We start from the raw sequence: 25,416 nt of genomic DNA, 5'->3' as shown, positions 1-25,416 counted from the left end.
TTAAGCAAAAAGCCACTGGAGCAGGATACCCGTTGTTAGTAAACAAACAATTCCAGCGACACCAGCTAAGGGATTGGCACCTAAGCCAGTTATCCAGGTTGGACCTTTACCTGTATAAGAAACTAGTTCAGTAGAGTCCAGACAAGTTAAGCCCCAAATCCAACCCGTGTGGAGTCCCGTTGCCAAGCCCAGACTACCACCATCTACCCAACGGGCAAGCACTAATACCATCCCCATCAGCCATAGTCCTGGCAATTGAGGTAGGGTATTTTGCTGCTCCCAAATTAAGTGCAATAAGGCGAAAATTACACTCGAAACTGCTGCTGCTACCCAGACTGAATAATCTTGTTGAAGCGTATTCAGTAAGAATCCACGAAAGACCAACTCCTCAGTGACACTAATCCCTAACCCCAACAAAAATACTGGCAATAATACCTGCCCTAAGCGTGGGGAATGTTCAGAACGCCACTCGATCCAGCCGAGTGTCCATTGCCCAGTAAAAATAATTACTAAGCTGAGAACAGCTAAGCCTAAACCCAGCCCTAATGACACCAAAACAGGTAATTGCCAGTTCAAGCCGTAATCCGAAAAAGACTCCTGATCTACCCAAGAAGCCCCCCATAAAATGAGAGGGGCAATGAGGTAAAGTGCGACTATTAATGGTAACTTTTGCTTTACTGCCAAAGGCATAGGAGGATGCCATTTCAGCGCTGTAGCGATCGGAATTGCCAGAGGCAGCCATAAAGCAGCCCAAGCGAGGAAAAAAGCCGCTACTTTCAAAAGAGCCGTCGATGTCCTCAGTGACATCAACCCCTGACTTACTGCCTGATCAAAGATAGCCATTGGCTTTTTGCGGCAAATTGTAAGGATCTATAGATCATGATTCTGTACAAAGGATAGATAAAACTAAGATCTATCCTTGAGCAGAAGTGATTAGTTCTATTAGTCCTCTTCGATTTCCAAGTCGTCATCTTCTGGGTTTTTGGCTGTATCACTATCCACCTGTTTTAAGTGAATATGCTTGTAACCCAGTTTAATTTCAAACTCGTCACCTGATTTTAATCCCATTGCCTGAGTATAGGTTGCACCAATAACAATTTGCCCATTTTTATGGACACTTACTCGATAGGTCGGTTCGCGACCACGACCATCTTTTGTTCCCTCTGGATCAAGGGGAACACCCTTCGCTGCCAGCACTGCGTCATAAAAGTCTGTTAAATTGACGCGAGTTTGGTCGTTTTTAGTTACGGTGTAATAGCCGCAGCGTTTTGCTGTTTCTCGCCGGGGCAAGTGTGATAGCTCTTTTACTTTTTGAAGCAATGCTTTGCCCGTTAGTGGAGCAGTGGCGGTCTCTATCATAATCTCGTAAGATATCCTTCAAATTTCAGGATGGTATTGGTCATTTTTTACAAAGCTATGAAAGCTCTATAAAAAATATATCGTTAAATCTCTCGACATTGACAAGTATTTTTTTATCATTCTTAGAATCTTTACGCATTTGGAGCAAAGGTAGATTAACATCACTCAATAACGCTTCTATCTGTAAAATTCTATCTATGGCAATTAGCTGGGTCGAATGATCAAATTAGAGATGGGTTTTAGTACATGAGGACAGCACTGGTGTCCTAGACTATAAGCAGTGATCATAAATCTGGAACGTTTATTATAAGGAAAGATAGATTAGCTGAGAAGGCGTCATGTTTGTCATGCCTCGCGGATTGCTAGTTTTTCATAGAAATGTTTAGATAATCAAGAGCTTGTCAGTAAGTTATGCAAGTTTGTTTTAAAATTATTCGCCAGACTCAAAATACCTCCCCGATGATCCAGACTTATACGCTGGATGTGGAGGAAGGAAACACGATTCTCGATTGTCTGAATCGAATTAAGTGGGAGCAAGATGGGACTCTTGCTTTTCGTAAGAATTGTCGGAATACAATTTGCGGCAGTTGTGGAATGCGAATCAATGGTCGCTCAGCTTTGGCTTGTAAAGAAAATGTGGGCAGTGAATTGGCGAAGCAGCATACGCACAATGAATCTGGGATTCCTGAAATTACTGTCGCACCGATGGGTAATATGCCAGTGATTAAGGATTTAGTGGTAGATATGCATAGCTTCTGGGATAACTTAGAAGCGGTTGATCCTTATGTCAGCACAGGTGCAAGAGTTGTTCCCGAACGCGAGTTTTTGCAGAGTCCCGAAGAGCGATCGCGTTTAAATCAAAACGGTAACTGTATTCTCTGTGGTGCCTGCTATTCTGAATGCAACTCCCGTGAGGTGAATTCGGATTTTGTTGGTCCTCACGCCTTGGCAAAGGCGCAACGAATGGTAGCAGATTCCCGTGATGCCAAAACAGAAAGCCGTCTTGAGGAATACAACAAAGGAACCCAAGGCGTTTGGGGTTGCACTCGCTGTTATATGTGCAACGCGGTTTGTCCAATGGATGTTGCCCCAATGGATCAAATCGGTAAAATCAAACAGGAAATTCTTGATCGAAAAGATGACCAAGCTAGTCGCCAAATTCGTCATCGCAAAGTGCTGATTGACTTAGTCAAAGAGGGCGGTTGGATTGATGAGCGCCAGTTTGGCTTACAAGTAGTAGGTAATTCTTTCCGAGATATTCAAGGCTTACTTAGTCTTGGTCCACTGGGTTTAAGAATGTTAGTACGAGGTAAATTCCCCTTAGGATTTGAGCCGTCAACAGGCGTATCCCAAGTGCGATCGCTGATTGAATCAGTGCAAAACTTAGAGTCCGTAGACAGTTGAGAAGGAAGTTAAGCCAAAGCCATGAGTTCTGAAACCCCTACTGCTACTTCTAACCAGCCCCCTCAAGGCTCTTATAACCAACCTGAACCTGCTTTTGGTTGGACACCTTATGCTGAGCAAATCAATGGACGGTTTGCCATGATTGGATTTGTCGGTCTATTATTGCTGGAATTGCTCACAGGTCACGGTCTATTAACGTGGTTAGGTCTACTCTAGCAAACCCCAGGAGAAGACTATTCCATAACAGGATTAGTTAACTACTTCGTTATTTAACAACCTCTATCCTATAGCTGTTGTTACTTTACAGAATCCTGGGGTTTGTGCAAGATGTCTTAAGATAACTCCAAATACTTTTTGGCTAGTCTAAGTGGCTTGAGTTAGCCCTTATAAAAGGCTCAACTTTAAGGAAAAAAATCACTCCTATAGAAAGATAGAAGCTTTCCTAAGAAGTTGGGCTGATAAACCTCTCGGTAGACAGAGGTGATATCAAATTAATCTCTCATCAATATGAACGGCATTTACTGACATAAGGATGAAAATCTATCTCCCCATTCCGACCAAGGAGAGGAAGATAGATTTTCTTTCCGTTTGTGTACTGTTCACCTTAATTGAAGATAGATTTTTAGGTGCTATGGAGTACGCCCTTCATGATCGACTACTTACTCTCTAATAGTTAAAAGATAGCGACCGCGACCTCTCTTGTCGTAAGCATTGACAATCACTCGGTAGACACCACTACGGGGCAAGGTAACGGTAAGAGTAGAATTGGGATCGTTCTCATTCGCGTCATCATTTTCGCCAATTAGCTGACCGTTGGCATCGAGCAGTGCGATGTAAGTGTCAAAATCAGGGCTTGCTAGCTCAATTGTCACTGCCTGTCCGGCGCGACCTTGAAAATCATATTCCTGATACAGACTCCCATCAGAAGGCAGTACAGCAGCATCAGAACCAAGGATACCCTCTTGCCTTAAGATAAAGCCTCCCTGGTTTACGGCATTCCCGGCACTAGCACTAGTTGCCTCGGCTTTTAAGCTATAAGCACCCGCTTGTCCTGCTTCATAGGAATTTGCCATCAATAAGTAGGTGCCATCGGCTGGCAGTGTCGCAACAATTCTGGAGTTTGGACCACCGCCGCCGTCATCATCTTGAGTAACTTCGTCACCATTTGGGTCAAGCAGAATCAAGTAGGAGTCAATTTCCCGACTTGTCATGTCAATTTGGACTCGCTGACCTGCTTTACCTTCAAAAGCATAAAGGTCAAAGAAGCTGTTATCTACTGGCAAAACACTGCTACCCCGCCCCAGTCTGCCTGTGACAGGAGTACCATTGAGAACTAGTGGTTTAGGCGGAGTATCACCTGGAACGGGTCCTAACCGCTGAGCGGTACGGGAAGCGCGTCCTTCTCGTACTGCGGTCAGGAAAGGCTGTACTTTGTCAATTGCGATCGCAAAACCAATCCCAATATTGCCACCTCTAGGGCCACTAAATATTGCCGTATTCACCCCAATCAATTCGCCCTGTCTGTTTAGGAGTGGTCCTCCAGAATTACCTGGATTGATCGCAGCATCGGTTTGAATCAAGCCGCGCTCATTGTCAATACGGCTGACAATCCCTGTCGTAAAGGTTCCCTGAAATTGACCGAAGGGATTACCAATGGCAAACGCTCGTTGACCGACTTGCACGGGACTCTGGGCAAAGGAAATTGCAGGAAGATTAGTCTGCCCTTGAATTTTCACAACCGCCAAGTCAAGACCATTCTCACCAAAGCCAACAACATCGGCTTGAAACTTCCGACCGTCTGCCAGAACTACCTCGACAGTCTGAGAGCCTTGTACAACGTGTGCATTGGTCAAGACCAAACCATCTGAGCTGATGATACTGCCGCTACCCGTTCCATCACCTGCATTGATGGAGACGACCGCTTGACTTGCCCGTTGATAGACTCGGATGTTGGTTTGTTCATCAATGTCTTGGGCAAAAGCGCTATTCGGCTGGAGGGATAAATTCAGTAACTGTATCGGAGCGATTGCGTCAATGGTCGTGGCACCGATAGCAGCTACAGCAATCATTCCCGATGTAGCGATACGCAGACGTCTGGTACTCATGGGTTAGTGTGCATGAATCTGGTGGAACTGTTTTAGCATATTGAGCATGGCAGCGATGGATGGTTTGAAATCAAATTCTATTTATAGCAGTAGCCACGAATGTTAGGACATTAAGGGGAGAAGAGCGTTCCTTAACTAGAGCTGATTTGACCCAAAGCTGACCGCTGAAAGCTGACTGCTGATGGCTATAATCCATATTTCCCTATCTTCCATCGGTTCGGAACAAGGGTTAGGCAAACGGGGCTAATCAGATTCCTCCAATCGGCTCATAAGAACAAGACTCTACCAACCCAAAGCTAGTTTCTTCAACGCTAACAACTCAAAGCTTTATTTAGTGTCTAATTTGACAACTGCAATGTTCCACTGACCGAGTTGACTTGTTTCATAGGCGACATACTGCCCATCGCCAGTAATTGTTGGACGCCTGAGTGAGCCTTTAACACCACCAGTTAAGAGCCGTGACTGTTGGGTTTGTCGGTCGTAGACCAAGATATCTGTTTTCCCTCTTTCACTGGAGACATAGGCAATATAGCGACCATCAGCACTCAGCGCTGGTTGGTCTTGACTAGAGTTCGGGCGATTAAGGTTGGGTAAATCAATCAGACGCCGTTGCTGTAAGTCGTAGAGGAAGATATCACGAGAGCGATCGCGATCAGAAGCAAAGGCTAGGTAACGACCATCGCTACTATAGGCGGGAGACTCATCCGCTCGTTGGCTGTTGAGTCCACCGGAGAGGATTTGCGGGGGGGAGTTGAACTGAGTCCCGCAACCACTGGTGAGGAATCCTACCAAAACGAGTAACCAGCAAGACTTGGGGATTAGGGATTGGGGATTAAGGATTGGGGAATTGGGAATTGGGAATCGGGAAGAGGATACCCCGACAGGAAGACACTTTACTCCGGAGAACATCTCTACAGAATCTCCTTACATTTCGGCATCTTCCCAATCCCCAGCCCCCAATCTTTATTTCCTTTCATCAACAACTTCATCGAATCGGTATAGACAAATTGAGTGGTTTTCCTGAACGGTCATAAATGGCAATATCCCACTGACCGTTCTCACTAGTTTCAAAGCTGATCCTACTACCGTCGGCACTAATCGTTGGGTTACGCACTTCGGCTTGGAGTTTTTCTGTAAGGTTCCGTAACTGGCGCGTTTCCCGGTTGTAGAGGTAGATTCCTGTACGCCCTTGGCGTGTAGCAGCAAAGACAATGGTTCGACCATCTTCGGAGACAGCGGGGTGAGAAGCGATCGCATCTAAAGCATTGAGTCCCGGCAAATCGATCAGATTGCGGGCAACCGCGTCATATAAATAAACATCCTGGCTACCACGTCGGTCAGAAATAAACACGATGTACTGCCCTGCGAGATGGGGAGCCAATTCTGACTGGAGACTATTCAAACTGCGCCCTGCTGGGTCAAAGGGAAAATCGAGTAGCTGCACAGAACCCGTACAGCTAGTTAACAAACTGGTGAGGGTAATGGCTGCTGATAAAAAGAGGGAGCGTTTCACTGCTACACCCCTTTATTGTCGAAACGATGTGCTTCCATCCGGAATATCTAATTCAATATTAGGTCCCCGGTCTAGCACTTCAATGTCCCATTGACCGCGACGACTGGTTTCAAAGGCAACGTAGCGACCATCGGGACTCAGGGTTGGATTCCGTACCCAGCTACGATAGTTGCGAGTGAGAATTTCGGAGCGTTTAGTTGCCCGGTCATAGATGGCTACTTCTGAGCGTCCTTGGTCGCTGGAAATGTATGCCATGTAGCGACCATTACGGCTGAGGCTGGGACTTTCGGCGATCGCTTGTTGTTGATTCAAGCGTGGCAAATCAATAAATACTTGTCGTTCCAAGTCATACATCACAATTTTGCGATCGCCATTCCGGTTAGAAACAAAGGCAACATACCGACCATTGCCGCTTAATGTCGGTTGCTCATCTGTGTAGCGGCTATTGAGAGTAGTTGGCTCTTGGATCGGGTTAACTGGAGTACAGGCGACAACAAAGCCCATCAGAAACCCCACACGCCAGCGACGCGATCGATAGATTTTCCGGACAACAGTCAATCTTCTCACCTTGGGCTGTACAGATTTAGCTGTACTAAAACGCTTTGCCTTGCTCAATACTGGACACTCTTTCAGTAAAAGCACCCCTAGTGCATTAGGCAATCTTTTAGTAGTCAAAACGCCCGGATGAATTATCGCTGTCTCTATCGTCCTCTGGAGAATCTATGGGTTGATAATCGACATAATCGGCTGATGCCGTCTCCACCTCTCTAGTAGGTACAGAGGCTTGCCTATCTTGCGGTGGACGACGCTTTCTTGGCTTCGTTGGTATCTCTGAGTCGCTGCTTTCCGGGCGATTGCTAGGACGAGGACGGCTACTGCGAGACGGTTTTTCCTCCCAGCCAGTATCTAAGTTTGCTTCCCACGTATCCACGGAGCGTTCTGGAGGGCGGCTGGTGGGACGAGGACGACGTTTTGAAGGTCGCTCTCCTGACCCCAATCGTTCTGAACTCCCTCGACTCCGGGGACGACGAGATTCTCCTTCATAGCGCTCTCTAGTGCTACTACGGGCATCTTCCGTTCCTCGAAGCCGTCGGCTTGTATATCTTTCCTCTTCCGGCTCTAGTTGGTCGTACAATTCTGCTTCTTGTTGATACGCATACGTCCTGCTAACAGGTCGCTCATCGTCCACAATCGGTGTATTCCGCTTTGCCTGTTCCGTCGCAACGCCCCGTAGACGAATGGCTTCATAGGCGAAAAAGATTGTCGTACCAGTCAGCAGAAACTGACCGAATTGCAGAATTGGATCAAGTCGCCATCCTTGGAATAAAAGAATGAAGCCGCACAAGAGTCCGACTGCCGCAAAAAAGATATCCTGGTCTCGTGATAGTTCTGGGCGTATCGAGCGCAAGAAATACAACGCTGCTCCTGCAACCGCCAGAAAAATGCCTAAAATACTAGCTGAGTTCAGCCCAAAATTTACCATTGCTGCTCTCCTAAGTCAGTCCTATGGTAGCGAGTTATCATAGCAAATCTCTACTTTAACTAGACGTTTTCGGTAAAGCTGGCTGAGTCGCAAACTCTACTGATATCAGCTTAAGCTACTCGCCTTTGCTTTAGGCAAAACGAAGAGTCACTAATCTGCCTCTAGATAGCATAAAACAGGGCAGCTAAGTGACCTACTGCCCTGTTTTTGAGTTGAGGTTTTGACAACTCGCTAGGTTTAGAAACGTTGGATTTTATCCTTCTGGCTAATAAAGATCAGCGCAACGGTTGCGGGGATAACAACAATCGCCGCACCCCAAAAGAGACTCCACAAAAAGTTTGCTAATGAAGGTGTCATAGAACTTCAACCCTTGTTTGATATTCTTCATACTAATTCTAATAGTGTGTTTCCCCCTTGAGAAGCCAATTCAGCTTTGAGTTTTCGATCTACCCTGACCAGCTTCTTTGCTAGTGAGTGTCAATAGCACAAAAATCCCAGATCCAGAAAGGGGTCTAGCTATTTCGGGGCTGTTCGCTCTCAGGATGGCTTAGCAGAAGTCGTAGAACAACCCGGATGACAATCTCAATGACTTAGCTGAGAAACGCCATTAACATTTAGTTATAAAGCGTAAAATTAACATATCTAGAGTTATGTCAGTCTTTCTAAGGCTGGGGCATGACTTTCATCACTCAACAACCCATGACTGCTGATAGCTTGATTAACTGGACTGTCGGTTCTTTGCTAGGACTGATGACGCTTTTGTTTATCTTTCGGATTGTTCTCACCTGGTATCCTCAGGTAAACCTGAATCGTTTCCCGTTAAACTTAGTGGCTTTGCCGACAGAACCTTTTTTGGTGCTGCTCCGCAAGCTTGTCCCACCAATTGGGGGCGTTGATATCACCCCAATTATTTGGGTAGGGATTTTTAGCTTGCTTCGGGAAATTCTTCTCGGTCAGCAAGGACTGCTGACAATGATGCACTAGGGCAACAGGCTTCGGGAGTGGGAGTCATAAGTATACTCACCATTTCCCGATGCTTTAGCCCTTAGCAGAGAGCATCATCTGTTCCACAAAATTGGTATAAACCTCACCCTCCAGAAATGCTGGTGTTTCCAAGATTTTTTGGTGGAAGCCAATTGTGGTTGGGACACCAGTAATTGCACACTCCCGCAAGGCTCTCTTCATTCGTTTAATCGCTGCGTCGCGGTTGGGTCCCCAGACGATTAATTTACCAATCAGGGAGTCGTAGTAGGGTGGGATTTCGTAATCCGTGTAGACATGGGAATCCATACGCACACCTGGGCCACCGGGTGGTAAGTAGCCGCTAATTCGTCCCGGCTGGGGACGGAAGTTATGTTCAGGGTCTTCGGCATTAATCCGACATTCGATCGCATGACCTTTGAGAGTAACCTGGTCTTGGGTGAGTTGTAGTTTCTCCCCTTGAGCAACGCGAATTTGTTCGGCAATTAAGTCTAATCCTGTAATCATTTCAGTGACAGGATGCTCAACTTGAATGCGGGTATTCATTTCCATAAAGTAGAAGGCACCGGAGGCATCGAGAAGAAACTCGACAGTACCTGCACCCACGTAGTTAATGGATTTTGCTGCCATCACTGCTGCCGTTCCCATTTTTTCCCGTAGTTCTGGCGTCAGAGCGGGACTAGGGGCTTCTTCTAGTAGTTTCTGATGACGCCGCTGAATCGAGCAGTCTCGCTCACCCAGATGGATAACGTTACCGTAGCTATCGGCGAGGATTTGAAACTCGATATGGCGAGGACGCACGACAAATTTTTCTAGATAGACTCCTGAATTACCGAAGGCAGCTTCGGCTTCTCCTTGAGCGGCTTGAAAAAGTCTGGCGAGTTCACTCTCTTCGTGGACAAGGCGCATCCCACGTCCACCACCCCCGGCAGTGGCTTTGATCATCACAGGATAACCGATTTTGCGGGCGATCGCTTCGGCTTGTCGCTCACTCGTCAGCAGCCCATCGCTTCCTGGTACTGTTGGCACACCAGATCGTTGCATCGTTTCTTTGGCGGTGGATTTATCACCCATCGCCCGAATTGCTTCTGGAGTAGGACCAATGAAGGAAATTTGATGATCAGCACAGATTTCTGCAAAACGGGCATTTTCTGCCAAAAAACCATAGCCGGGATGAAGAGCAGTGGCGTTGCGAGTCAGTGCGGCGGCAATGATGTTGGGAATATTCAAGTAACTTTTGCTACTGGGTGGTTCACCAATGCACACAGCTTCGTCTGCTAGTTGGACATGAAGGGCGTGCCGATCAATTGTGGAGTGAACGGCAACAGTGGCAATTCCCATTTCTTCGCAAGTTCGGAGAATCCGTAGGGCAATTTCCCCACGATTGGCAATCAAGATTTTTGAAAAGTGCATAGAACAGTGCTGCTACATCCGTATCAGATAGGATAAAGGCGATCGCGTACACTATTTGTTACTTTTTCTGGGAAATTGTTCCAGGTTAACTCACAGGGATAGGCTGAAAGGTCAGTGATTATAGCCAAAGGCAGAGGGCAGAGGGTAGAGGGTAGACTTAACTATTGCAAAGTAGATTCGGCGGCGATAAAAATAAAAAGTTACGATCTGCCTACTTTTTGCTATATTAGATAACTGCGCGGATGTGGTGGAATTGGTAGACACGCACGCTTGAGGGGCGTGTGGCGTAAGCCTTGCGAGTTCGAGTCTCGCCATCCGCATTACTAAGTGATGCCGGCTGATGAATAGGTGACTATGACTCTACGCATAAGTTGGACAAACGTTCATCTTATGCTTCACCTGTCAGGCGTTCATCTTATGCTTCAAAAGTAGTGACCCTCAACTGGAAGAACGGGTGCGATCGCTCGATTGGAGGGATTAGGAGAGGTGCTGTTGGATTTCTCTACAGTTGCGGATTTAGCAACTTGGTTAAATGAGCTAGAGCAAGAGGTTAGGGGCGCTATTATGGAATAAGGTTAAGTTATGTAAAGAACTCTAACTTTGAAACAAATAAACAGCTTTACTCTGCAAACAACCTGGCACGCCCTCAACCCCATCTGGGAGGGTGGGGAAGCAAATGTACAGCAAGGATTACCCCATAGCCAGCTAGCCCCAACTTGGCAGATCTTGCTGTTGGGAGATGGCTCTCCAACTCGTCACTTACAACTTCTTACAAGTGAGCCGACTGAGGTCGATGTCATCGATATGTCCATAATTGGAATGAGTGATGATGGGGCACCCAAGCATATCCAAGCCGTACCAGGACCAAGGCTACGACGACAGGTGTGGCTACGCACAGCGTCTGGTCAACGGTTGGCTTATGCGGCATCTTGGTGGGATGCTAACCATGTTGATGAGTATTTACAGAATCGGACTATACCGATTTGGGCAAGTCTTGCTCGGCTGCGGAGTGAGTTGTATCGAGATGTTCAAGGAATTTATTACGGTCACTCAGAGGCATTGGAGTCGGCTTTTGGTGAGAAAGGACCCTTTTGGGGTCGCCACTACCTGTTCTGGCACCATGGGCAACCTCTAACGCTAATTTATGAGGTTTTTTCACCTTATCTGAAAAAATATCTCGGAGAAACGCAGATCAAGGTATGAGGGGATTGGTACAAAAGGCAGAGGGCAGAAGGGATGGATATTGACGAGTCTTGGTTTCAGTATGAGAGCGAGAGTCAAGAGTGGCCAAGGCGATCGCTAATTCAGCAAAGGAACTTCCACAAAAAAACTATCCATAAGCATTCTGTAGGAGCGCAAGATTTTGCGCCCCCATAGCGACTATTCAGCAGAGATGGTTAGACTCTAGCTACTTTTTCCAACATAAGTTTGGAACGCTTGACTAGTTCTGGCACTGGAACCGGATAATCACCAGTGAAGCAGGCAGAACAGAAGCTGTTGGGGTCTTCACCAGTCGCTTCAAGCATTCCCTTCCAGCTAAGGTAAGCAAGGCTATCTACGCCAATCTGCACAGCAATTTCTTCCACTGACATTCTTGCGCCAATCAACTGATCTTGGCTATCTGTATCAATGCCATAGAAGCAGGGGTGAGTGACTGGTGGCGAAGAAACTCGCATATGCACCTCAGTTGCACCAGCGTCACGCAGTGCTTTAACAATTTTGCGGCTTGTAGTACCCCGGACAATCGAGTCATCAACAATCAAAACTCGTTTTCCTGATAAGACATCTTTCAGGGGATTGAGCTTCATGCGGATACCAGATTCTCGCATCGTTTGGGTGGGTTGGATAAAGGTACGACCCACATAGCGATTTTTAATTAGCCCTTCAGCGTAGGAAATACCGGATTCCTGGGAAAAGCCAATAGCAGCAGGAATACCAGAGTCCGGTACACCAATTACAATGTCGGCATCCACTAGTGATTCTCGTGCCAATTGACGCCCTAGTCGTAAGCGATAGCTGTACAAGCTTTCATCATGCATGACGCTATCAGGTCTTGCGAAGTAAATCATTTCAAAAATGCACATCTTTCGTTCTGGCTTTTTGCTCCAGTGGAAAGATGCCATGCCTTCTTCGGTAATCCAAACCAATTCTCCCGGTTCAACATCACGCAGGTACTCAGCACCAATGATGTCTAAGCCACAGGTTTCAGAGGCTAGAACGTAGTAAGGGCGATTTGTGGAGTCACTTCTGGGAAGAGTCCCGATAACCAGAGGACGAACACCATTCGGGTCACGGACACCCATTAAGCCAGCAGGAGTGCCGATCGCTAAGCTATAAGCTCCTGTACAATGCTCAAAAGCACTGATGGCGGCTTCCAACCAGTCTTTGCCACTGTCCACTTCTGAACCGATCGCGATCGCAATCATCTCTGAATCGGTAGTTGTAACAAAGTTACAATTACGCTGAAGCAAATGCTCCCGCAGATCTTTTGTATTTACCAAGTTACCATTGTGCGCTAAAGCTAACGTTCCCAAGCGAGTCTTAACAACAGCAGGCTGGGCATTGGCAATACGGCTAGAACCAGTGGTAGAGTAACGAGTATGACCAACTGCCATGTCTCCTGGTAGCTCGCTCAAGATTGCCTCATTAAACACTTGGGACACCAATCCCATATCTTTGTGTAAATGCACCTGTTCTCCGTCGAAGGTAGCAATTCCTGCTGATTCCTGACCTCGGTGTTGAAGGGCATAAAGACCAAAGTAAGTCAGCTTAGCGACATCTTCTCCTGGTGCATAAACACCGAAGACTCCGCAGGCTTCCTCTTGTTTGTCGGGTCGCTGTATAGGCTCCTCAGGGGATTGAGCAGGGTTGTTCTCAGAGAGGGATTGGTGGGGGATCATAGTAAAGATTGCTCCTGATAATGGTGGTAAGTCATATCAAATCCGCTTGTTCATTGCTTCCGTATTGGGGAAACTGCCCATCGCTTTGAAAAACGAGAGCAACTCTAGCTAGGCTCGCCTCCCTATCCCTAAGGTTATGAGCCTTTGCTGTTTGTTCACTAGTTCAGTTGCTGAAAGCAAAGCAGACAGAAAAAGTAGATCCATAAAATGAATTAATCAAGCGGATTTGATGGTGGTGAGACTTGTATCAAAGCTGATAGGCACTGGAAGGTTAACCAAGCTTAACATTTTCTTAACAAGACCACCAATGACAGTACCGAAATGATGCTCCCTGATGGCACTGTTGGATAATCTGGTTTGTCATCACTCAGTCTTATAGCTAAACTGCCAAACGCCGTTCGATAGCGTTTGAAAAGCGATCGCTTATATCTGTGATAGTAACGTCGATTAGAGGTAGGTTGTCAGCCATCAGAAGGTGTAAACCAGCATCTTTACTCTTGACACTGCCAAGGAGTTGCCAGTAATGGAGTTGTTCTCCTAGTTGCTCCTTTAGATAGGATTCCCAATGAGCCTGTTGCTGGGAACTCACAGCTACTAAAATGCGACTGGCACACTCACCAAAGAGAACTTCATCCCAACGGCTTAAGAGAGACTCTTCTGTCAGCCCCAAGTTGATTTGGGCACCCAGTTGACCTGCAATACAAGATTCAGCAAGGGCAACAGCCACTCCTCCCTCAGCACAGTCATGAGCGCAACGAATCCAACCTTGACGAATCCCCTCCCGTGTCACAGCTTGGACACGACGCTCTAAATCAAAATCCACCACAGGCGGTTTACCAGCCACTAAACCATGAATTGTTGCCAGGTATTCAGAACCACCCAACGAGAGGTGAGGAGTGGAGTCAGCCAGAGGCAGTCCCAACAGATAAATTAAATCACCTTCTGCTTGCCAGCCTTGACCACAGACTTGGCTAAGATCAGAAATTAATCCCACCATGCCAATCACTGGCGTTGGGTAGATGGGTTGGGGTTGACCAGTAGCATCCAGAGTTTCGTTATAGAGAGAAACATTCCCCCCAGTTACAGGTGTTCCCATCTCCCGACAAGCCTCTGCAATGCCCTGACAAGCGGATGCCAACTGCCAATAGCCAATCGGCTTTTCTGGACTGCCAAAATTGAGATTATCAGTAACCGCCAAAGGTTCTGCACCGACACAGCTAAGATTACGGGCTGCTTCTGCGACGACTGCCTTGGCTCCTTCGTAGGGGTCAAGATAGACGTAGCGGGAATTGCAATCTACTGTTGCTGCAACACCACGTTGGGGCGCGGGGACTGCATCAACCGGACGGACTCGCACAACAGCGGCATCAGCCCCACCAGGTAAAATCACTGTATTGTTTTGTACTTGATGGTCGTATTGACGATAAACCCAACGTTTAGAAGCAATGGTAGGGGTATCTAATAGCTGGAGGAGGATATCATTCCAGCTTTTGTGATTGCCTGAGATTTCAATTCCCTTGGCAGTGCACTCAGGTAAGGATTCTGCTGTCCACGCCCAGGCTCGACGAGCATAGTCCGGTGGTTCTGCTAAGATTTCTCTATGATAAATGGGCGTGTTATCTGCCAAAGCGGTTGCGGGAATTTCAGCAGCAACCTTACCCTCAAACAGAATTCGCACAATTGGTTCTTCAATGACTTTGCCTGCTACCACTGCCTGAAGTTCCCAACGGTGGAAAATATCAATTAATTCCCGTTCCCGACCTTTGTGGGCAACAAATAGCATTCGTTCTTGGGATTCTGACAGTAGGTATTCATAAGGCACCATGCCAGCTTCTCTGACTGGGATGAGGTCTAAATCCAATTCAATCCCTACCCCACCTTTCGCTGCCATCTCCGATGTAGAACAGGTAATCCCTGCTGCCCCCATATCCTGTGCCGCCACGACAGCACCCGTCTTAAACGCCTCTAGGCAAGCTTCAATTAAAGATTTTTCTAAGAAAGGGTCGCCCACTTGCACCGCAGGACGGTCATCTACTGATTTATCACTAAGTTCCGCACTAGCAAAACTTGCGCCGCCCATCCCATCCCTACCTGTGGTGGAACCAACGTAAAGGACTGGATTGCCAATGCCTGCTGCACCAGACTTTACAATTTCTGTTGTCTCCATCAAGCCTAGTGCCATGACATTGACTAAGGGATTACCACTGTATGCCGAGTCAAAGTAAACTTCACCTCCAACTGTCGGCACTCCTACGCAATTTCCATAGTGAGAAATTCCTTCTACTACGCCGTTAAAAAGCCTTCGCGTCCGTGCATCTTCCAGGGAACCGAAGCGTAAAGAGTTGAGTAGGGCAATTGGACGCGCCCCCATGGTAAAGATATCCCGCAGGATGCCTCCTACACCTGTCGCAGCACCTTGGAACGGTTCGACGGCTGAGGGGTGGTTGTGAGATTCGATCTTAAACGCTAGTTGTAATCCATCTCCCAAATCTACAACTCCGGCATTTTCTCCGGGACCAACAAGAATGCGATCGCCTTCTGTAGGAAACTGTTTCAGTAGTGGGCGCGAGTTCTTGTAGCAACAATGTTCTGACCACATTACGCCAAACATTCCCAACTCCGCCTTATTGGGATGACGCCCTAGCCGTTGAACAATGTCTTCATATTCTTCAGGCTTCAAGCCTTGAGCGGCAATTTCTTCGGGAGAAAAAGGAGCAGAGGAGGTTGTAGACATAGAACCCTTGCACAGATAGCACAGGGTTAATTTTATCGGTTTATTGGTGTATTGCTGTCATATGGCACCACCAGGGCGAGGCACTAAATTAAACTCGTCATCAAAACATGAGCGACAAGTCCCCTCAAAGGCATTGATAAACTGCTCTATCATATCGGTGTCTTGCCGAAAGACAGTCATCCAGACCGACCAGAATCCTCTTGTTCTTGCTGTTTCTACAATTTGCTCTCGCATGAACACTGTGTCATTGTTTCTCAGATTTTGCAGTGATCTTTCTGCAATATCCCAAGCCTTGCGGCGATTGAGCCAGCGCCGATCTCTCATAGCAGGATCATTTCCAGGAATACGATCTAATCCAGTTAATTTAAGAGTCTTGTCCGCTTGCTGCTGCTCAGAATCCCTTAGGTTTGGGTTAACGCGCACAAGCCCACCAGTTAGGTAAACAAAAGCACGAGCTGTGTTGTCACGATCAGGCCAATAATAGTCTGACAACACAATATTTTTATACCCTTTAGTCGAATTGCAATTAGTACAGGCAAGCAGGAAATTATTCCAATCCCCTTCAAGTTCTGGATTCAAATTTTTAGGTAGAATGTGTTCTATCGCCAAAGATGCACCTAGAGGAGTTTCGCAAAAGGAACAATATTCTCCTAATCTGTTGATTAAATCTCCCCGTGCATCTTGATACTTACTGAATATCTTTGGTACACCCGCTTTATCTATCGGACAGGAACCTCGCTCAATCGGTCTCATTTCTCTGTGCTGCCAAGTCCAGATGCTTCCCGTTCCATTTTCAAAAAAGCTTGATAAGCAGGATCGTCACTGTAGGGTATTGTTAGCTCATCTAGTCTGGCTTTTAGTTCTTCGATCCGCTCTGGATTAGCATCTTTTGCTTCTTGTAGAACCCGATAGTATTCCTCAGCCGCTTCCATCATTTCAAGATAGCGCTCACTTTTCTGAGGCATTTCGACTCCCATGACATTTTCGGCAATATCTTCAATACTTTTATCGTGATATTCTTCCGGAGGTTGAGAGTCAAGATTGATTAGTTCTCCCTCACGAAGGGATTGCACAATAAACGGTGAATGTGTGGTGGCTACGAATTGAATAGCAGGGAAAGTCGCCCTTAAATCCTCTACAACACGCCGCTGCCAGTTTGGATGTAAATGCAAATCAATTTCATCAATTAATACAATCCCAGGCGTTTTCTGGGCTGCTTCACTTCCAAGTTGAGGATTTAAAACTGCGGCTCGATACGCAATATCAGCAACCATAGCTAACATATTACGGACACCATCACTCAGCATCCGAAATGCCAGTGTGCGTCCATCTTTAAATGTAGCAATAAGTTCATCTTCAAGAATGTCGTATTTGACACTGTGACAGTTTTCTATGCAATTAGTAATTGCAGCTTTTACTGCATTGAGTACTCCAAGAGATCCTCCCCTTTGGAGAGACGCTATCTCCATCGTTTTGAACCACCCCAATAGCACTTTTTGGTTCGATGCTGGATTTAAACAATCTATATATCCCAGCATCCGCGAGCCAGGTTTAACGGTTTCAACAGACTTTTCCTCTTTTTGTAGCCAGAGACGACCAGTGCCATAATAGGCAAGCAGGGGTAATAATACGTCCTCTCCCTTACGAACTTTTTCCAGAAGCTGTTTTGAGATATTCACTATCTTATGGGAGTATAAGGATTGATTTAAGAAGGGACCCTTATTATCTCTATCGAGGAGCTGTAAGGTCCGCTCCCAGGTAATTTCAGAGCCATCAACAACACCAATACAAGAAACTGACACAGGATATTGCGGTTCAATTGTTGGTGTCTGTCCCTTTTCATATCTCACGCGACGCACCTCGTCGTCGCTAATAGGACGTTGGAGATTTTCAAAGTTATCAAACCTAGAAAAGAGGCAACCTGCGCCAATTGCTATGGCATCAAGGATGGCAGTTTTTCCAGTGCCGTTATCTCCAATGAGTACCGTAAACTGGTTGGAGAAATGGAATATCTGATGCTCAAAGCCTCGGAAATTTATAACTTCAAGTTCGTGAATTTTCATGCCCCTCTCCTTGCTGATGAGCTGGGTTGGTGGGCTTTGTTGAGACTCAGCTAGCTACAATTATCGATACTATCAAGGGAAGATGGGGACTGGGAAGCCATCTGCTTGTCTCAGCAGGCAAGTGTTAATCCCTCCCTTCAATCCTCAAATCATCTTCAATAACCCAAATTTATACTTTCAGTGTTTTGCCTTAACTCTCCCTGAAAGCGATCGCTCTTATCTCCACGCTACCTAGTGGCTTTAACACCTGAAACGGGCAGAACACAACTAGGCGATCGCCTTTTTACCTTAGGAATTGCCTATGGGCTTACTTGCAAATTTTTCAGGATAAGGTCAGCCCTCGGACTAAAACCCTCTGCATATTCCGCAGGATAATGGGTAATGACATAAAAGGCTTTGCCGTCAGATTCACCAATGTACACCTCACCGCCTATTGGTTCAGAAGCGGTACGTTGCTCGTAGAAGGTAATCTTTTCCTTTGCCCAGGAATAAGGAACCTCTTCCGTCTGATTCACGACTTGCCACTGATTACCTTGAAGCAATCCGCCTTGTTGCGTCACCAACTTTTTAATTTGCTCTAGACTTGTCGCTTGGGCAGGGAAGAACATATGAACATAAACTGCTTCATTTTTTGCCCCACCCGCACTGAAATAAAACCGAGCGCCTGTTCCTTCCCCAGAACCACCCGATTCAGCAACAAAGTCATTTTCTGGAAAATAAGTGGTAAAAACCTCACTAGCTGCGTCGTAAAGCTTTAAAGAAATTTCAGTTTCTTCCCCTTCCACACTGATGACATCGGTTTTTGTACGTGATTGTTGTGTGTTCGGCGGTGTTTGAGCAACTTGAGTGGATTGGCTTGTCTCTGTTGTCGTGGTTTGTGTGGTTGAGCTTCTACCTTTAGTCACTGCCTTTTCTGAGGCAGACGCACAGGCAGCCATTGTACTCAGGAGAAAGGCTACTGCTAGTAAAGAAAAAATCTGAGTAAGCTTCATTTATGTTTCTGTATATTAATTAAGGAATTGACTCTAAATAGAGGCATATTTGTTCCACTGCCATCTTGTCGAAGCTGATAAAGCACAGTAACTAGAGCGTGTTTACACGATCGCTTTGTTACATAACTTTGTGTACTGATTTGCCTGAGTACACATTCCCTTAGGATAGAAGCCTCATTCATCGGCTAATCAACGTTAAATTAACAAGTAAGTATTGAATACCACTCAGCAGACAAGCTAGTCTAATCAACTGTTCGCAATCACATAGACGCATCCATGCCAAGAAATCAACGTAACGATAACTTCATCGACAAAAGCTTCACGGTAATGGCAGATATGATCCTGAAGGTTATGCCTGCTAACAAGAAAGCCAAAGAAGCCTTTGCCTATTACCGGGATGGTATGTCAGCTCAGGCTGATGGTGAATACGCCGAAGCTTTGGATAACTACAAGGAAGCGCTTACTCTGGAAGAAGATGCCTATGATCGCAGCTATATTCTTTACAATATGGGGCTGATTCACGCAAGTAACGGTGATCATGACACGGCTTTGGATCTCTATCATCAGGCAATAGATCTCAATCCGCGTCTACCACAGGCACTCAATAATATTGCGGTGATTTATCACTTCAAGGGGGATAGGGCGGACGAAGTTGGAAACAGCGAAGCGGCTGAAGCTATGTATCAGGAAGCTGCCGAATATTGGAAACGAGCGATTCGCCTTGCCCCCAATAACTATATTGAGGCGCAAAACTGGCTAAAAACGACAGGTCGCTCAGCAATGGATATCTACTTCTAATGATTTGCAAGTTGTCAGTAGTTAGTGACTCATTAGCTACTGACAACCAATAACCAACAACTAACAACTAACAACCATGATTGACCGTGAGCAAGTTCACAAAGTTGCAAATCTCGCCCGTTTGGAAATGACGAACGAGGAAGAAGAGCAGATTGCGGCTCAGATGAACAGTATCTTGGAGTATTTTGAACAGCTAAGTGAACTCGACACTGCCGATGTCCCGCCAACTACACGAGCGATTGACATTAGCAATGTGACGAGACCTGATAATTTACAACCTTATCCGGATCGGGAAGCAATCTTGAAGGGAGCACCTGATCAGGATGGTGATTTCTTCAAGGTGCCAAAAATTCTTCAGGCTGAAGAGTAACAGGTATTTGAGATTTAAGAGTTGATGATGGCAGATAGTCTCCACAGAAGGACGATTTAAGTCTTCGTTGATACAAGCATTTATAGGGAGTCATCATGGCATTAGGGCAGTTAGTTGAGGGAAAGTGGGTATCCAAACGTGAGCAGGAAGACACGAAAGGACGGTTCCTGCGCCCATCAACGACATTTCGCGATCGCATTACTGCCGATGGTTCGAGTGGTTTTAAGGCAGAGTCAGGACGCTATCATCTCTATGTCTCCTGGGCTTGTCCTTGGGCGCAGCGCACCGCGATTATGCGGAAGTTGAAGGGGTTAGAGGATGTAATCACGCTTGCCGTTGTCGATCCATTCATGGGTGAAGAGGGCTGGGCATTCTCGGATTTTCCAGGCTCGATACCTGATACGGTGAAGGGTACCCAATATCTTCGAGATGTTTACCTGAAAGCTGAGCCTAACTACACAGGACGAGTGACAGTTCCGATTCTCTGGGATAAAGAAACGAACAAAATCGTCAACAATGAATCCCGCGAGATTATCCAGATGCTTGATACACAGTTTGATGCTGTTGTCAAATCCGATAGGAACTTCTACCCGGAGGAGTTGCGGGAAAGTATAGATAAGACGATTGACGCTATCTACCAACCCATCAACAATGGTGTCTATCGAGCGGGATTTGCGACGCAACAAGAGGCATACGAGGAAGCCGTGACAGAACTATTCGATGCCTTGGATCACTGGGAAGGGGTTCTGGAAAAGCAGCGCTATCTTTGTGGTGATGCCATTACTGAAGCTGACTGGTGTATATTCACGACTTTGTTCCGCTTCGATGCGGTTTATTACGTCCACTTCAAGTGCAACCTGCGCCACATTTTTGAATATCCAAATCTCTGGAACTATCTCAAAGACTTGTACCAACAGCCAGGGGTGAAGGAAACTTGCAATCTTGAACACATCAAGTTGCATTACTACAAGAGTCATCCCAACGTTAACCCTCATGGCATCGTTCCCAAGGGACCAATTCTTGATTTTGATTCGCCGCACAATCGGCATTAATCAAGCCAGGTAGTCGCTAAAGCCATAACACATTGTCAGCTTTTTTGCTAAGATTCTGGCTCACGCAAAACTTCTGGCATCAGCAATGAGTATCTCCAACGCCTCACCCAGAGTCCTATGGCTGCAAGTCTGGGGACTAGCCGCTGTCCAGGGAGGGATCGCTTTAACTTGGGTGATTTACAACCTTTACCTGCTGAAACTACTGACAGATTTTGGCTTTCCCAAAACACTAGCTACAGGACTGCTAGTTCTAGAAAATATCTTGGCAGCAGTAATGGAGCCATTGATGGGTGGACTTTCCGACCAAGCGCAGCGTTGGGTTGGCACTCGCTTCCCCTTTATCTCTGTGGGAGTTGTCTTGGCATCAGCCTTATTCATTTCCATCCCAGCCTTTTTGGTCTTCGGCTCTCCGACAGCCACTATTCGCTGGGTATTGCCAGTGTTAATGGTAGCTTGGGCTTTGGCAATGACTGTGTTTCGGAGTCCAGCCCTATCATTATTGGGGCGTTATGCCTTTGGCACAAATCTCCCGCAAGCGGCTAGTATCCTTACCTTAGTAGGGGGCTTAGCTGGGGCGATGGGTCCACTCGCCAATCAATTTATTCTTAGCTTAGGTCCAATTGTCACGTTTTCGATTGGCTCATTCACATTGCTGGTTGCTGCCGTTGCGTTAAGGTCGGTAAACCCGAACAGTAGTGTACAGCAGGAAACGTCGGAGTCTTCTCTAAGTCCCCAATCATCTAGTAGTTGGCGGCAGATTTCCATTCCCCGTTTGGCGTTGGTGTTTGGTGCGGGGGTGGGAGTTGCTTTGGGATTTCGCTTGATGATGCAAACGTTTCCCCAAATTCTGGATAGTCAAGTTCCAGGTGCGAACAAAGGTTTGATTTTAGGCGGAATATTTATCGCTCTGGCAGTGACTGCAATTCCTGCCGGAAAGCTTGCCTCACGTTTAGGAAATCGTCAGGCAATGGCTTATGGTTTGGTGGCAATGGCTGGATTTATGGGACTGATGGTTTTTACTCGCAATGGCGCGATCGCGTCTGGAATTGCGATCGCTTTAGGTGCAACCTTCAGCCTCGTTTCTAATGGGACGATTCCGTTTGCTCTATCAATGGTGCCGCCAGATAAGGCAGGTTTAGGGACTGGCATTTATTTTAGTGGCGGAGCAGTTGCGTCTAGTGTCTTTGGTTCTTTATTCGGTCAGCCAGAGAGTCTATCACCAATTGTTGGTGTGCTTATCGGAGCTGCCGCCTTTTTGGCAGCAGGTCTTTTCGTGGCTAGTAGCGGCAAGCTACAGGCAGCCAAATAACTAATGAGGGTATAGTTCAAGCTTAAGTAAGCAAACGAGTTCCTGGGGAGTAAATCTGTTGGCTGCGATTACACTTGTGAGATTTATCTCTGGTCGCAGAGTCGTTGCAAGGTGGTAGTGAAGTCAGGGTAAGAGATAGCAGCAGCTTCAGCACCGTGGATCGTAGTCGTGCCAGTAGCATTGAGTGCGGCAACGGCAAGACTCATGGCAATGCGGTGGTCGGTATGACTATCAACATCAGTACCGACTAAAGGGGTGCCACCAGTAATCTCCAGACCATCCGGTAATTCTGTAACCCGTGCCCCCATCTGGTTCAACTGAGATGCCATAACAGCAATGCGATCGCTTTCCTTAACTCGCAGTTCCGCTGCATCCCGGATTACTGTCGTCCCTTCCGCAAAAACGGCGGCTACTGCCAGAATTGGAATCTCATCAATCAATCGGGGAATCAAATCACCTGCAATTTCGCATCCTTTAAGCTGTCCGTGTCGTACCCGTAAGTCTGCTACTGGTTCCCCAGCAACCACTCGCTGATTTTCTAGGTTAATATCAGCCCCCATCATCAATAAGGCTTCTAAAACACCAGTGCGGGTGGGATTAACACCGACATTTTCAATTAGTAATTCTGAACCGGGCACAATTGCACCAGCCACTAACCAAAAGGCAGCTGAGCTAATATCACCAGGAACAATCACCGTTTGCCCTTGCAACTGGGCTAGTCCTGTTATGGTAACGCTCTTGCTTTCCGGATCAACGCTGAGTTGGGCTCCAAACGCTTGCAGCATTCTTTCGCTGTGGTCACGCGAGAGGGCTGGTTCAGTAACCGTGGTTTGTCCTTCCACCATCAAACCAGCCAGGAGAATACAGGACTTAACTTGGGCTGAGGCGATCGGGGAGTGGTAGTGAATTGGTTTGAGCCGTTGTCCTTGAATGGCTAGAGGCGCAAGTGTTGCATCCTTACGTGCCCAGATTTGCGCTCCCATTTGTTGCAAGGGTTTGATAACACGGGACATAGGACGCGATCGCAGTGAACTATCTCCTGTTACTGTGAAAAATAGTCCGGGTTGAGAAGCTAGAATGCCGAGCATTAGCCGGAGCGTTGTGCCAGAGTTTCCAGCATTCAAAACATCCTCAGGTTCCTGCAATTGTCCTAATCCTATGCCCTTTACAATGACCTGTTCTGTATTCAACTCAGAAATCTCTGCACCCATAGCCCGGAAACAGCTAGCGGTGCTGCGAGGGTCTTCGCCCAGAAGTAGTCCTTGAATCTGGGTTTCTCCTTTTGCGATCGCCCCCAACATTAAGGCACGGTGAGAGATAGACTTGTCCCCTGGCACCGTGATGCATCCCTGTAGAGATAGACCTGATACAGGGCTTTGAATCATCAAATTTTGCTGATGTTCAGTAATATTCAGCGTGACAACGGCAGCAGACATTTGGATAAGCTGGGATGAAACTGGCTCATAGAATCCTACCAGGCTTCTGTCAAATTTATTTAAAGCCTCGTGCAGTCTTCTCTTTTGTTTTACCCTTACCTTTGGACTTTGATTTGTTGACCTCTGCCATGGCTTCTTGAAAGAGTTCGTGTAAATGAATAGGCACACTTGCTATTTCTGGGAGTTCTGGCTCTAGAGGTTTATTGTGTTCTTGCAGCAAAGCCTCTAAATCACGCTCAATCTTAAAGTCTGGACGCTCCAAGAAGGATTGTAAGACCTTTTCTAGCTGAGTTGGATAGAGTTGAGCTAATTTGTGCCAAATGAATACGTTAATCGTTGGGTCTTCCAGGTATTTGCGAACCAGCTTATTAGTAGCTGGATTGCTCTGCCAGTCTTCTGATTCTAGGATTGTCTTGAACTGAGTGTAGGTCGGCAAAAATATTTGACCCCAGCGAGGATGTGTGAAAACGGTTACTTGTTCTGCCTTCTTAAGTTCAGCAGGTAAGTCAACCTTAGGCATTACCATTTTCGTCAAGCCTTTGCTGCTGTCAAATAGTTGAGAAACTGCCTCAGACTCAGCCCCTGCTTCTTCAGCCGCCGCTTTTATCTCTTCTTCGGTAACTCCAGCTTCTTCTGCTATCTCTGACAAGGATTTTGATTCATCAATGCCTGCCTTTAATAGACGACGCTTAGTCATTAGCTCTTGCAGTTCGTTAATTTTCTTATTGAGCTGATAACCAGGTAGAGTTACTTCATCACTCCCAAAAAAGTCAAGAAATTCTTGATGATACTCTGCAACTGAGTTCCATGCTTCTTCCAGTAAATCTGGGGCATCCCTGTAAAGAGCATCTTTATGATTGTCTTTAAAGCTACCAATTGCTACCGCCAGTTTCGGTTTACCCAAAGAACCCATTGACCGACAAGGACCAGAAAACATCCAATCATCGTCACTTACAGGAGCAATACGGGTTAGCAAAATTTCCCCTTCTTTAAACCGCGCCATTTCTTCCAGGGTAACGGCATCATTCGGCTTGACAATGTATTGCTTGGTTGTTAACCAGTTCATCAGCTCAAAGCCATCTGGGAGAAGTTGGCTGACGGCAAATAAACCAATGAAGCTGCGCCGCCAACTCCTAACTAAGGCTCGATCAGCTTCTGACAATTCTGGAGTGCTATCAATAAATAAATCTAGAGGAGTTTTTTCTCCAACTTTTCCCTCTGTCATAAAAGAATCAATTAGCAGATTCTGTTCATAAGTTGCATCATAACGGTTGCCTTGGGAACGCGATTTGGAAGCAACATAGGACTCTAAAGATTCTGCTAGTTCTCCCTCGGCATCAAGAACAAATTCTATTAAGGCTTGCTTGAGTTCGCGCGATCGCTCTAATATTGCATCCACAGCAAATTCTCTAGGCTAAATACTCTTAGGATATCGAGAATAGGCAGAAAATAGCAAAGCGCCCAGCTTTGCTAAAGTGGGCGCTTTACTATGAAAATTGACCTG

General features: G+C 46.5%; 26 protein-coding genes and 1 tRNA gene. 11 read left to right on the top strand and 16 right to left on the bottom strand.

The genetic code is table 11. From position 1 onward, the window contains the following. Both AC5JL3_RS09270 and AC5JL3_RS09265 read right to left on the bottom strand, forming a co-directional pair. Positions 1-843 carry a CPBP family intramembrane glutamic endopeptidase gene (locus AC5JL3_RS09270; RefSeq protein ID WP_496074208.1) on the bottom strand — a complete coding sequence of 281 codons (843 nt, stop codon included), beginning with the start codon at positions 841-843 and terminating at the stop codon, positions 1-3. 99 nt (positions 844-942) lie between these two features. After that, the gene (locus AC5JL3_RS09265) at positions 943-1,359 is read right to left on the bottom strand and encodes an AbrB family transcriptional regulator (protein ID WP_192222067.1); all 417 of its coding nucleotides are present in this window, start codon (positions 1,357-1,359) and stop codon (positions 943-945) included. Positions 1,360-1,770: 411 nt separating this feature from the next. Here AC5JL3_RS09265 and AC5JL3_RS09260 point away from each other — a divergent pair, with 411 nt between their 5' ends. Continuing rightward, on the top strand, positions 1,771-2,763 hold the full coding sequence (locus AC5JL3_RS09260) for a succinate dehydrogenase/fumarate reductase iron-sulfur subunit (protein ID WP_496074207.1): 993 nt from the start codon (positions 1,771-1,773) through the stop codon (positions 2,761-2,763). A 21-nt stretch (positions 2,764-2,784) separates the two neighbouring features. Continuing rightward, a complete protein-coding gene (locus AC5JL3_RS09255) occupies positions 2,785-2,979 on the top strand; it encodes a chlorophyll a/b-binding protein (protein WP_496074206.1) in 195 nt (64 codons plus the stop codon). A gap of 443 nt (positions 2,980-3,422) precedes the next feature. Here AC5JL3_RS09255 and AC5JL3_RS09250 read toward each other — a convergent pair whose 3' ends face one another. The 6 genes from AC5JL3_RS09250 to psbX all read right to left on the bottom strand — a co-directional run bounded on the left by AC5JL3_RS09250 (position 3,423) and on the right by psbX (position 8,221). Next, entirely contained in the window at positions 3,423-4,868 is a 1,446-nt protein-coding gene (locus AC5JL3_RS09250; protein WP_496074205.1) for a trypsin-like peptidase domain-containing protein, read from the bottom strand. Positions 4,869-5,195: 327 nt separating this feature from the next. Beyond that, positions 5,196-5,777 carry a TolB family protein gene (locus AC5JL3_RS09245; RefSeq protein ID WP_496074204.1) on the bottom strand — a complete coding sequence of 194 codons (582 nt, stop codon included), beginning with the start codon at positions 5,775-5,777 and terminating at the stop codon, positions 5,196-5,198. Between the two features lie 76 nt (positions 5,778-5,853). Next, on the bottom strand, positions 5,854-6,381 hold the full coding sequence (locus AC5JL3_RS09240; RefSeq protein ID WP_496074203.1) for a TolB family protein: 528 nt from the start codon (positions 6,379-6,381) through the stop codon (positions 5,854-5,856). Positions 6,382-6,393: 12 nt separating this feature from the next. Then, entirely contained in the window at positions 6,394-7,041 is a 648-nt protein-coding gene (locus tag AC5JL3_RS09235; protein WP_496074202.1) for a TolB family protein, read from the bottom strand. Between the two features lie 4 nt (positions 7,042-7,045). Further along, positions 7,046-7,864, bottom strand: coding sequence for a Ycf66 family protein (locus AC5JL3_RS09230; protein ID WP_496074201.1), 819 nt, complete (start codon positions 7,862-7,864; stop codon positions 7,046-7,048). Between the two features lie 237 nt (positions 7,865-8,101). Next, positions 8,102-8,221 (bottom strand): photosystem II reaction center X protein, encoded by a 120-nt coding sequence (psbX, locus tag AC5JL3_RS09225; protein ID WP_192222060.1) that lies wholly within the window; start codon positions 8,219-8,221, stop codon positions 8,102-8,104. Between the two features lie 342 nt (positions 8,222-8,563). Between psbX and AC5JL3_RS09220 the strand changes: the two genes are divergently transcribed. Then, on the top strand, positions 8,564-8,848 hold the full coding sequence (locus AC5JL3_RS09220) for a YggT family protein (protein WP_496074246.1): 285 nt from the start codon (positions 8,564-8,566) through the stop codon (positions 8,846-8,848). A 54-nt stretch (positions 8,849-8,902) separates the two neighbouring features. On the opposite strand, the gene accC is transcribed toward AC5JL3_RS09220, so the two are convergent. Beyond that, complete coding sequence (accC, locus tag AC5JL3_RS09215; protein WP_496074200.1) at positions 8,903-10,258, bottom strand: acetyl-CoA carboxylase biotin carboxylase subunit; 1,356 nt, start codon at positions 10,256-10,258, stop codon at positions 8,903-8,905. Positions 10,259-10,496: 238 nt separating this feature from the next. Here accC and AC5JL3_RS09210 point away from each other — a divergent pair. The 4 genes from AC5JL3_RS09210 (at position 10,497) to AC5JL3_RS09195 (ending at position 11,635) form a co-directional block, all read left to right on the top strand. Then, positions 10,497-10,578: transfer RNA gene (locus AC5JL3_RS09210), tRNA-Leu, on the top strand. A 148-nt stretch (positions 10,579-10,726) separates the two neighbouring features. Then, positions 10,727-10,831 (top strand): DUF4351 domain-containing protein, encoded by a 105-nt coding sequence (locus AC5JL3_RS09205; protein WP_496074199.1) that lies wholly within the window; start codon positions 10,727-10,729, stop codon positions 10,829-10,831. Between the two features lie 51 nt (positions 10,832-10,882). Further along, entirely contained in the window at positions 10,883-11,461 is a 579-nt protein-coding gene (locus tag AC5JL3_RS09200; protein WP_496074245.1) for a chorismate lyase, read from the top strand. Between the two features lie 33 nt (positions 11,462-11,494). Continuing rightward, complete coding sequence (locus AC5JL3_RS09195; RefSeq protein WP_496074198.1) at positions 11,495-11,635, top strand: hypothetical protein; 141 nt, start codon at positions 11,495-11,497, stop codon at positions 11,633-11,635. Between the two features lie 20 nt (positions 11,636-11,655). Here the strand turns inward: AC5JL3_RS09195 and purF are convergent, their stop codons facing one another. The 5 genes from purF to AC5JL3_RS09170 all read right to left on the bottom strand — a co-directional run bounded on the left by purF (position 11,656) and on the right by AC5JL3_RS09170 (position 18,947). Next, positions 11,656-13,158 carry an amidophosphoribosyltransferase gene (purF, locus tag AC5JL3_RS09190; protein ID WP_496074197.1) on the bottom strand — a complete coding sequence of 501 codons (1,503 nt, stop codon included), beginning with the start codon at positions 13,156-13,158 and terminating at the stop codon, positions 11,656-11,658. Between the two features lie 379 nt (positions 13,159-13,537). Then, entirely contained in the window at positions 13,538-15,892 is a 2,355-nt protein-coding gene (gene purL, locus AC5JL3_RS09185; RefSeq protein ID WP_496074196.1) for a phosphoribosylformylglycinamidine synthase subunit PurL, read from the bottom strand. Between the two features lie 57 nt (positions 15,893-15,949). After that, positions 15,950-16,645 carry an HNH endonuclease gene (locus AC5JL3_RS09180; RefSeq protein ID WP_496074195.1) on the bottom strand — a complete coding sequence of 232 codons (696 nt, stop codon included), beginning with the start codon at positions 16,643-16,645 and terminating at the stop codon, positions 15,950-15,952. Continuing rightward, positions 16,642-17,955, bottom strand: a complete 1,314-nt coding sequence (locus AC5JL3_RS09175) for an AAA family ATPase (RefSeq protein ID WP_496074194.1) — start codon at positions 17,953-17,955, stop codon at positions 16,642-16,644. Before AC5JL3_RS09175 ends, AC5JL3_RS09180 begins: the two co-directional genes overlap by 4 nt. Positions 17,956-18,254: 299 nt before the next feature. Continuing rightward, complete coding sequence (locus tag AC5JL3_RS09170; protein WP_496074193.1) at positions 18,255-18,947, bottom strand: hypothetical protein; 693 nt, start codon at positions 18,945-18,947, stop codon at positions 18,255-18,257. 276 nt (positions 18,948-19,223) lie between these two features. Between AC5JL3_RS09170 and AC5JL3_RS09165 the strand changes: the two genes are divergently transcribed. From AC5JL3_RS09165 to AC5JL3_RS09150, 4 genes are all read left to right on the top strand, one after another. Beyond that, the gene (locus AC5JL3_RS09165) at positions 19,224-19,745 is read left to right on the top strand and encodes a photosystem I assembly protein Ycf3 (protein WP_192222054.1); all 522 of its coding nucleotides are present in this window, start codon (positions 19,224-19,226) and stop codon (positions 19,743-19,745) included. A gap of 76 nt (positions 19,746-19,821) precedes the next feature. After that, positions 19,822-20,115 carry an Asp-tRNA(Asn)/Glu-tRNA(Gln) amidotransferase subunit GatC gene (gene gatC, locus AC5JL3_RS09160; RefSeq protein WP_496074192.1) on the top strand — a complete coding sequence of 98 codons (294 nt, stop codon included), beginning with the start codon at positions 19,822-19,824 and terminating at the stop codon, positions 20,113-20,115. Positions 20,116-20,210: 95 nt separating this feature from the next. Further along, the gene (locus AC5JL3_RS09155; RefSeq protein WP_496074191.1) at positions 20,211-21,167 is read left to right on the top strand and encodes a glutathione S-transferase family protein; all 957 of its coding nucleotides are present in this window, start codon (positions 20,211-20,213) and stop codon (positions 21,165-21,167) included. Positions 21,168-21,252: 85 nt separating this feature from the next. Then, positions 21,253-22,476: an MFS transporter gene (locus AC5JL3_RS09150; protein WP_496074190.1), complete on the top strand. Its 1,224-nt coding sequence runs from the start codon at positions 21,253-21,255 to the stop codon at positions 22,474-22,476. 83 nt (positions 22,477-22,559) lie between these two features. Here the strand turns inward: AC5JL3_RS09150 and aroA are convergent, their stop codons facing one another. Together aroA and AC5JL3_RS09140 are read right to left on the bottom strand one after the other, a co-directional pair. Next, a complete protein-coding gene (gene aroA / locus AC5JL3_RS09145) occupies positions 22,560-23,912 on the bottom strand; it encodes a 3-phosphoshikimate 1-carboxyvinyltransferase (RefSeq protein WP_496074189.1) in 1,353 nt (450 codons plus the stop codon). Between the two features lie 55 nt (positions 23,913-23,967). Continuing rightward, entirely contained in the window at positions 23,968-25,311 is a 1,344-nt protein-coding gene (locus tag AC5JL3_RS09140) for a hypothetical protein (protein WP_496074188.1), read from the bottom strand. Between the last annotated feature and the right edge of the window lie 105 nt (positions 25,312-25,416).

The sequence above is a fragment of the Symplocastrum torsivum genome (assembly GCF_059505465.1).
The sequence above is the reverse complement of the archived record's forward strand: the minus strand, read 5'-3'. Positions and strand labels throughout refer to the sequence as shown.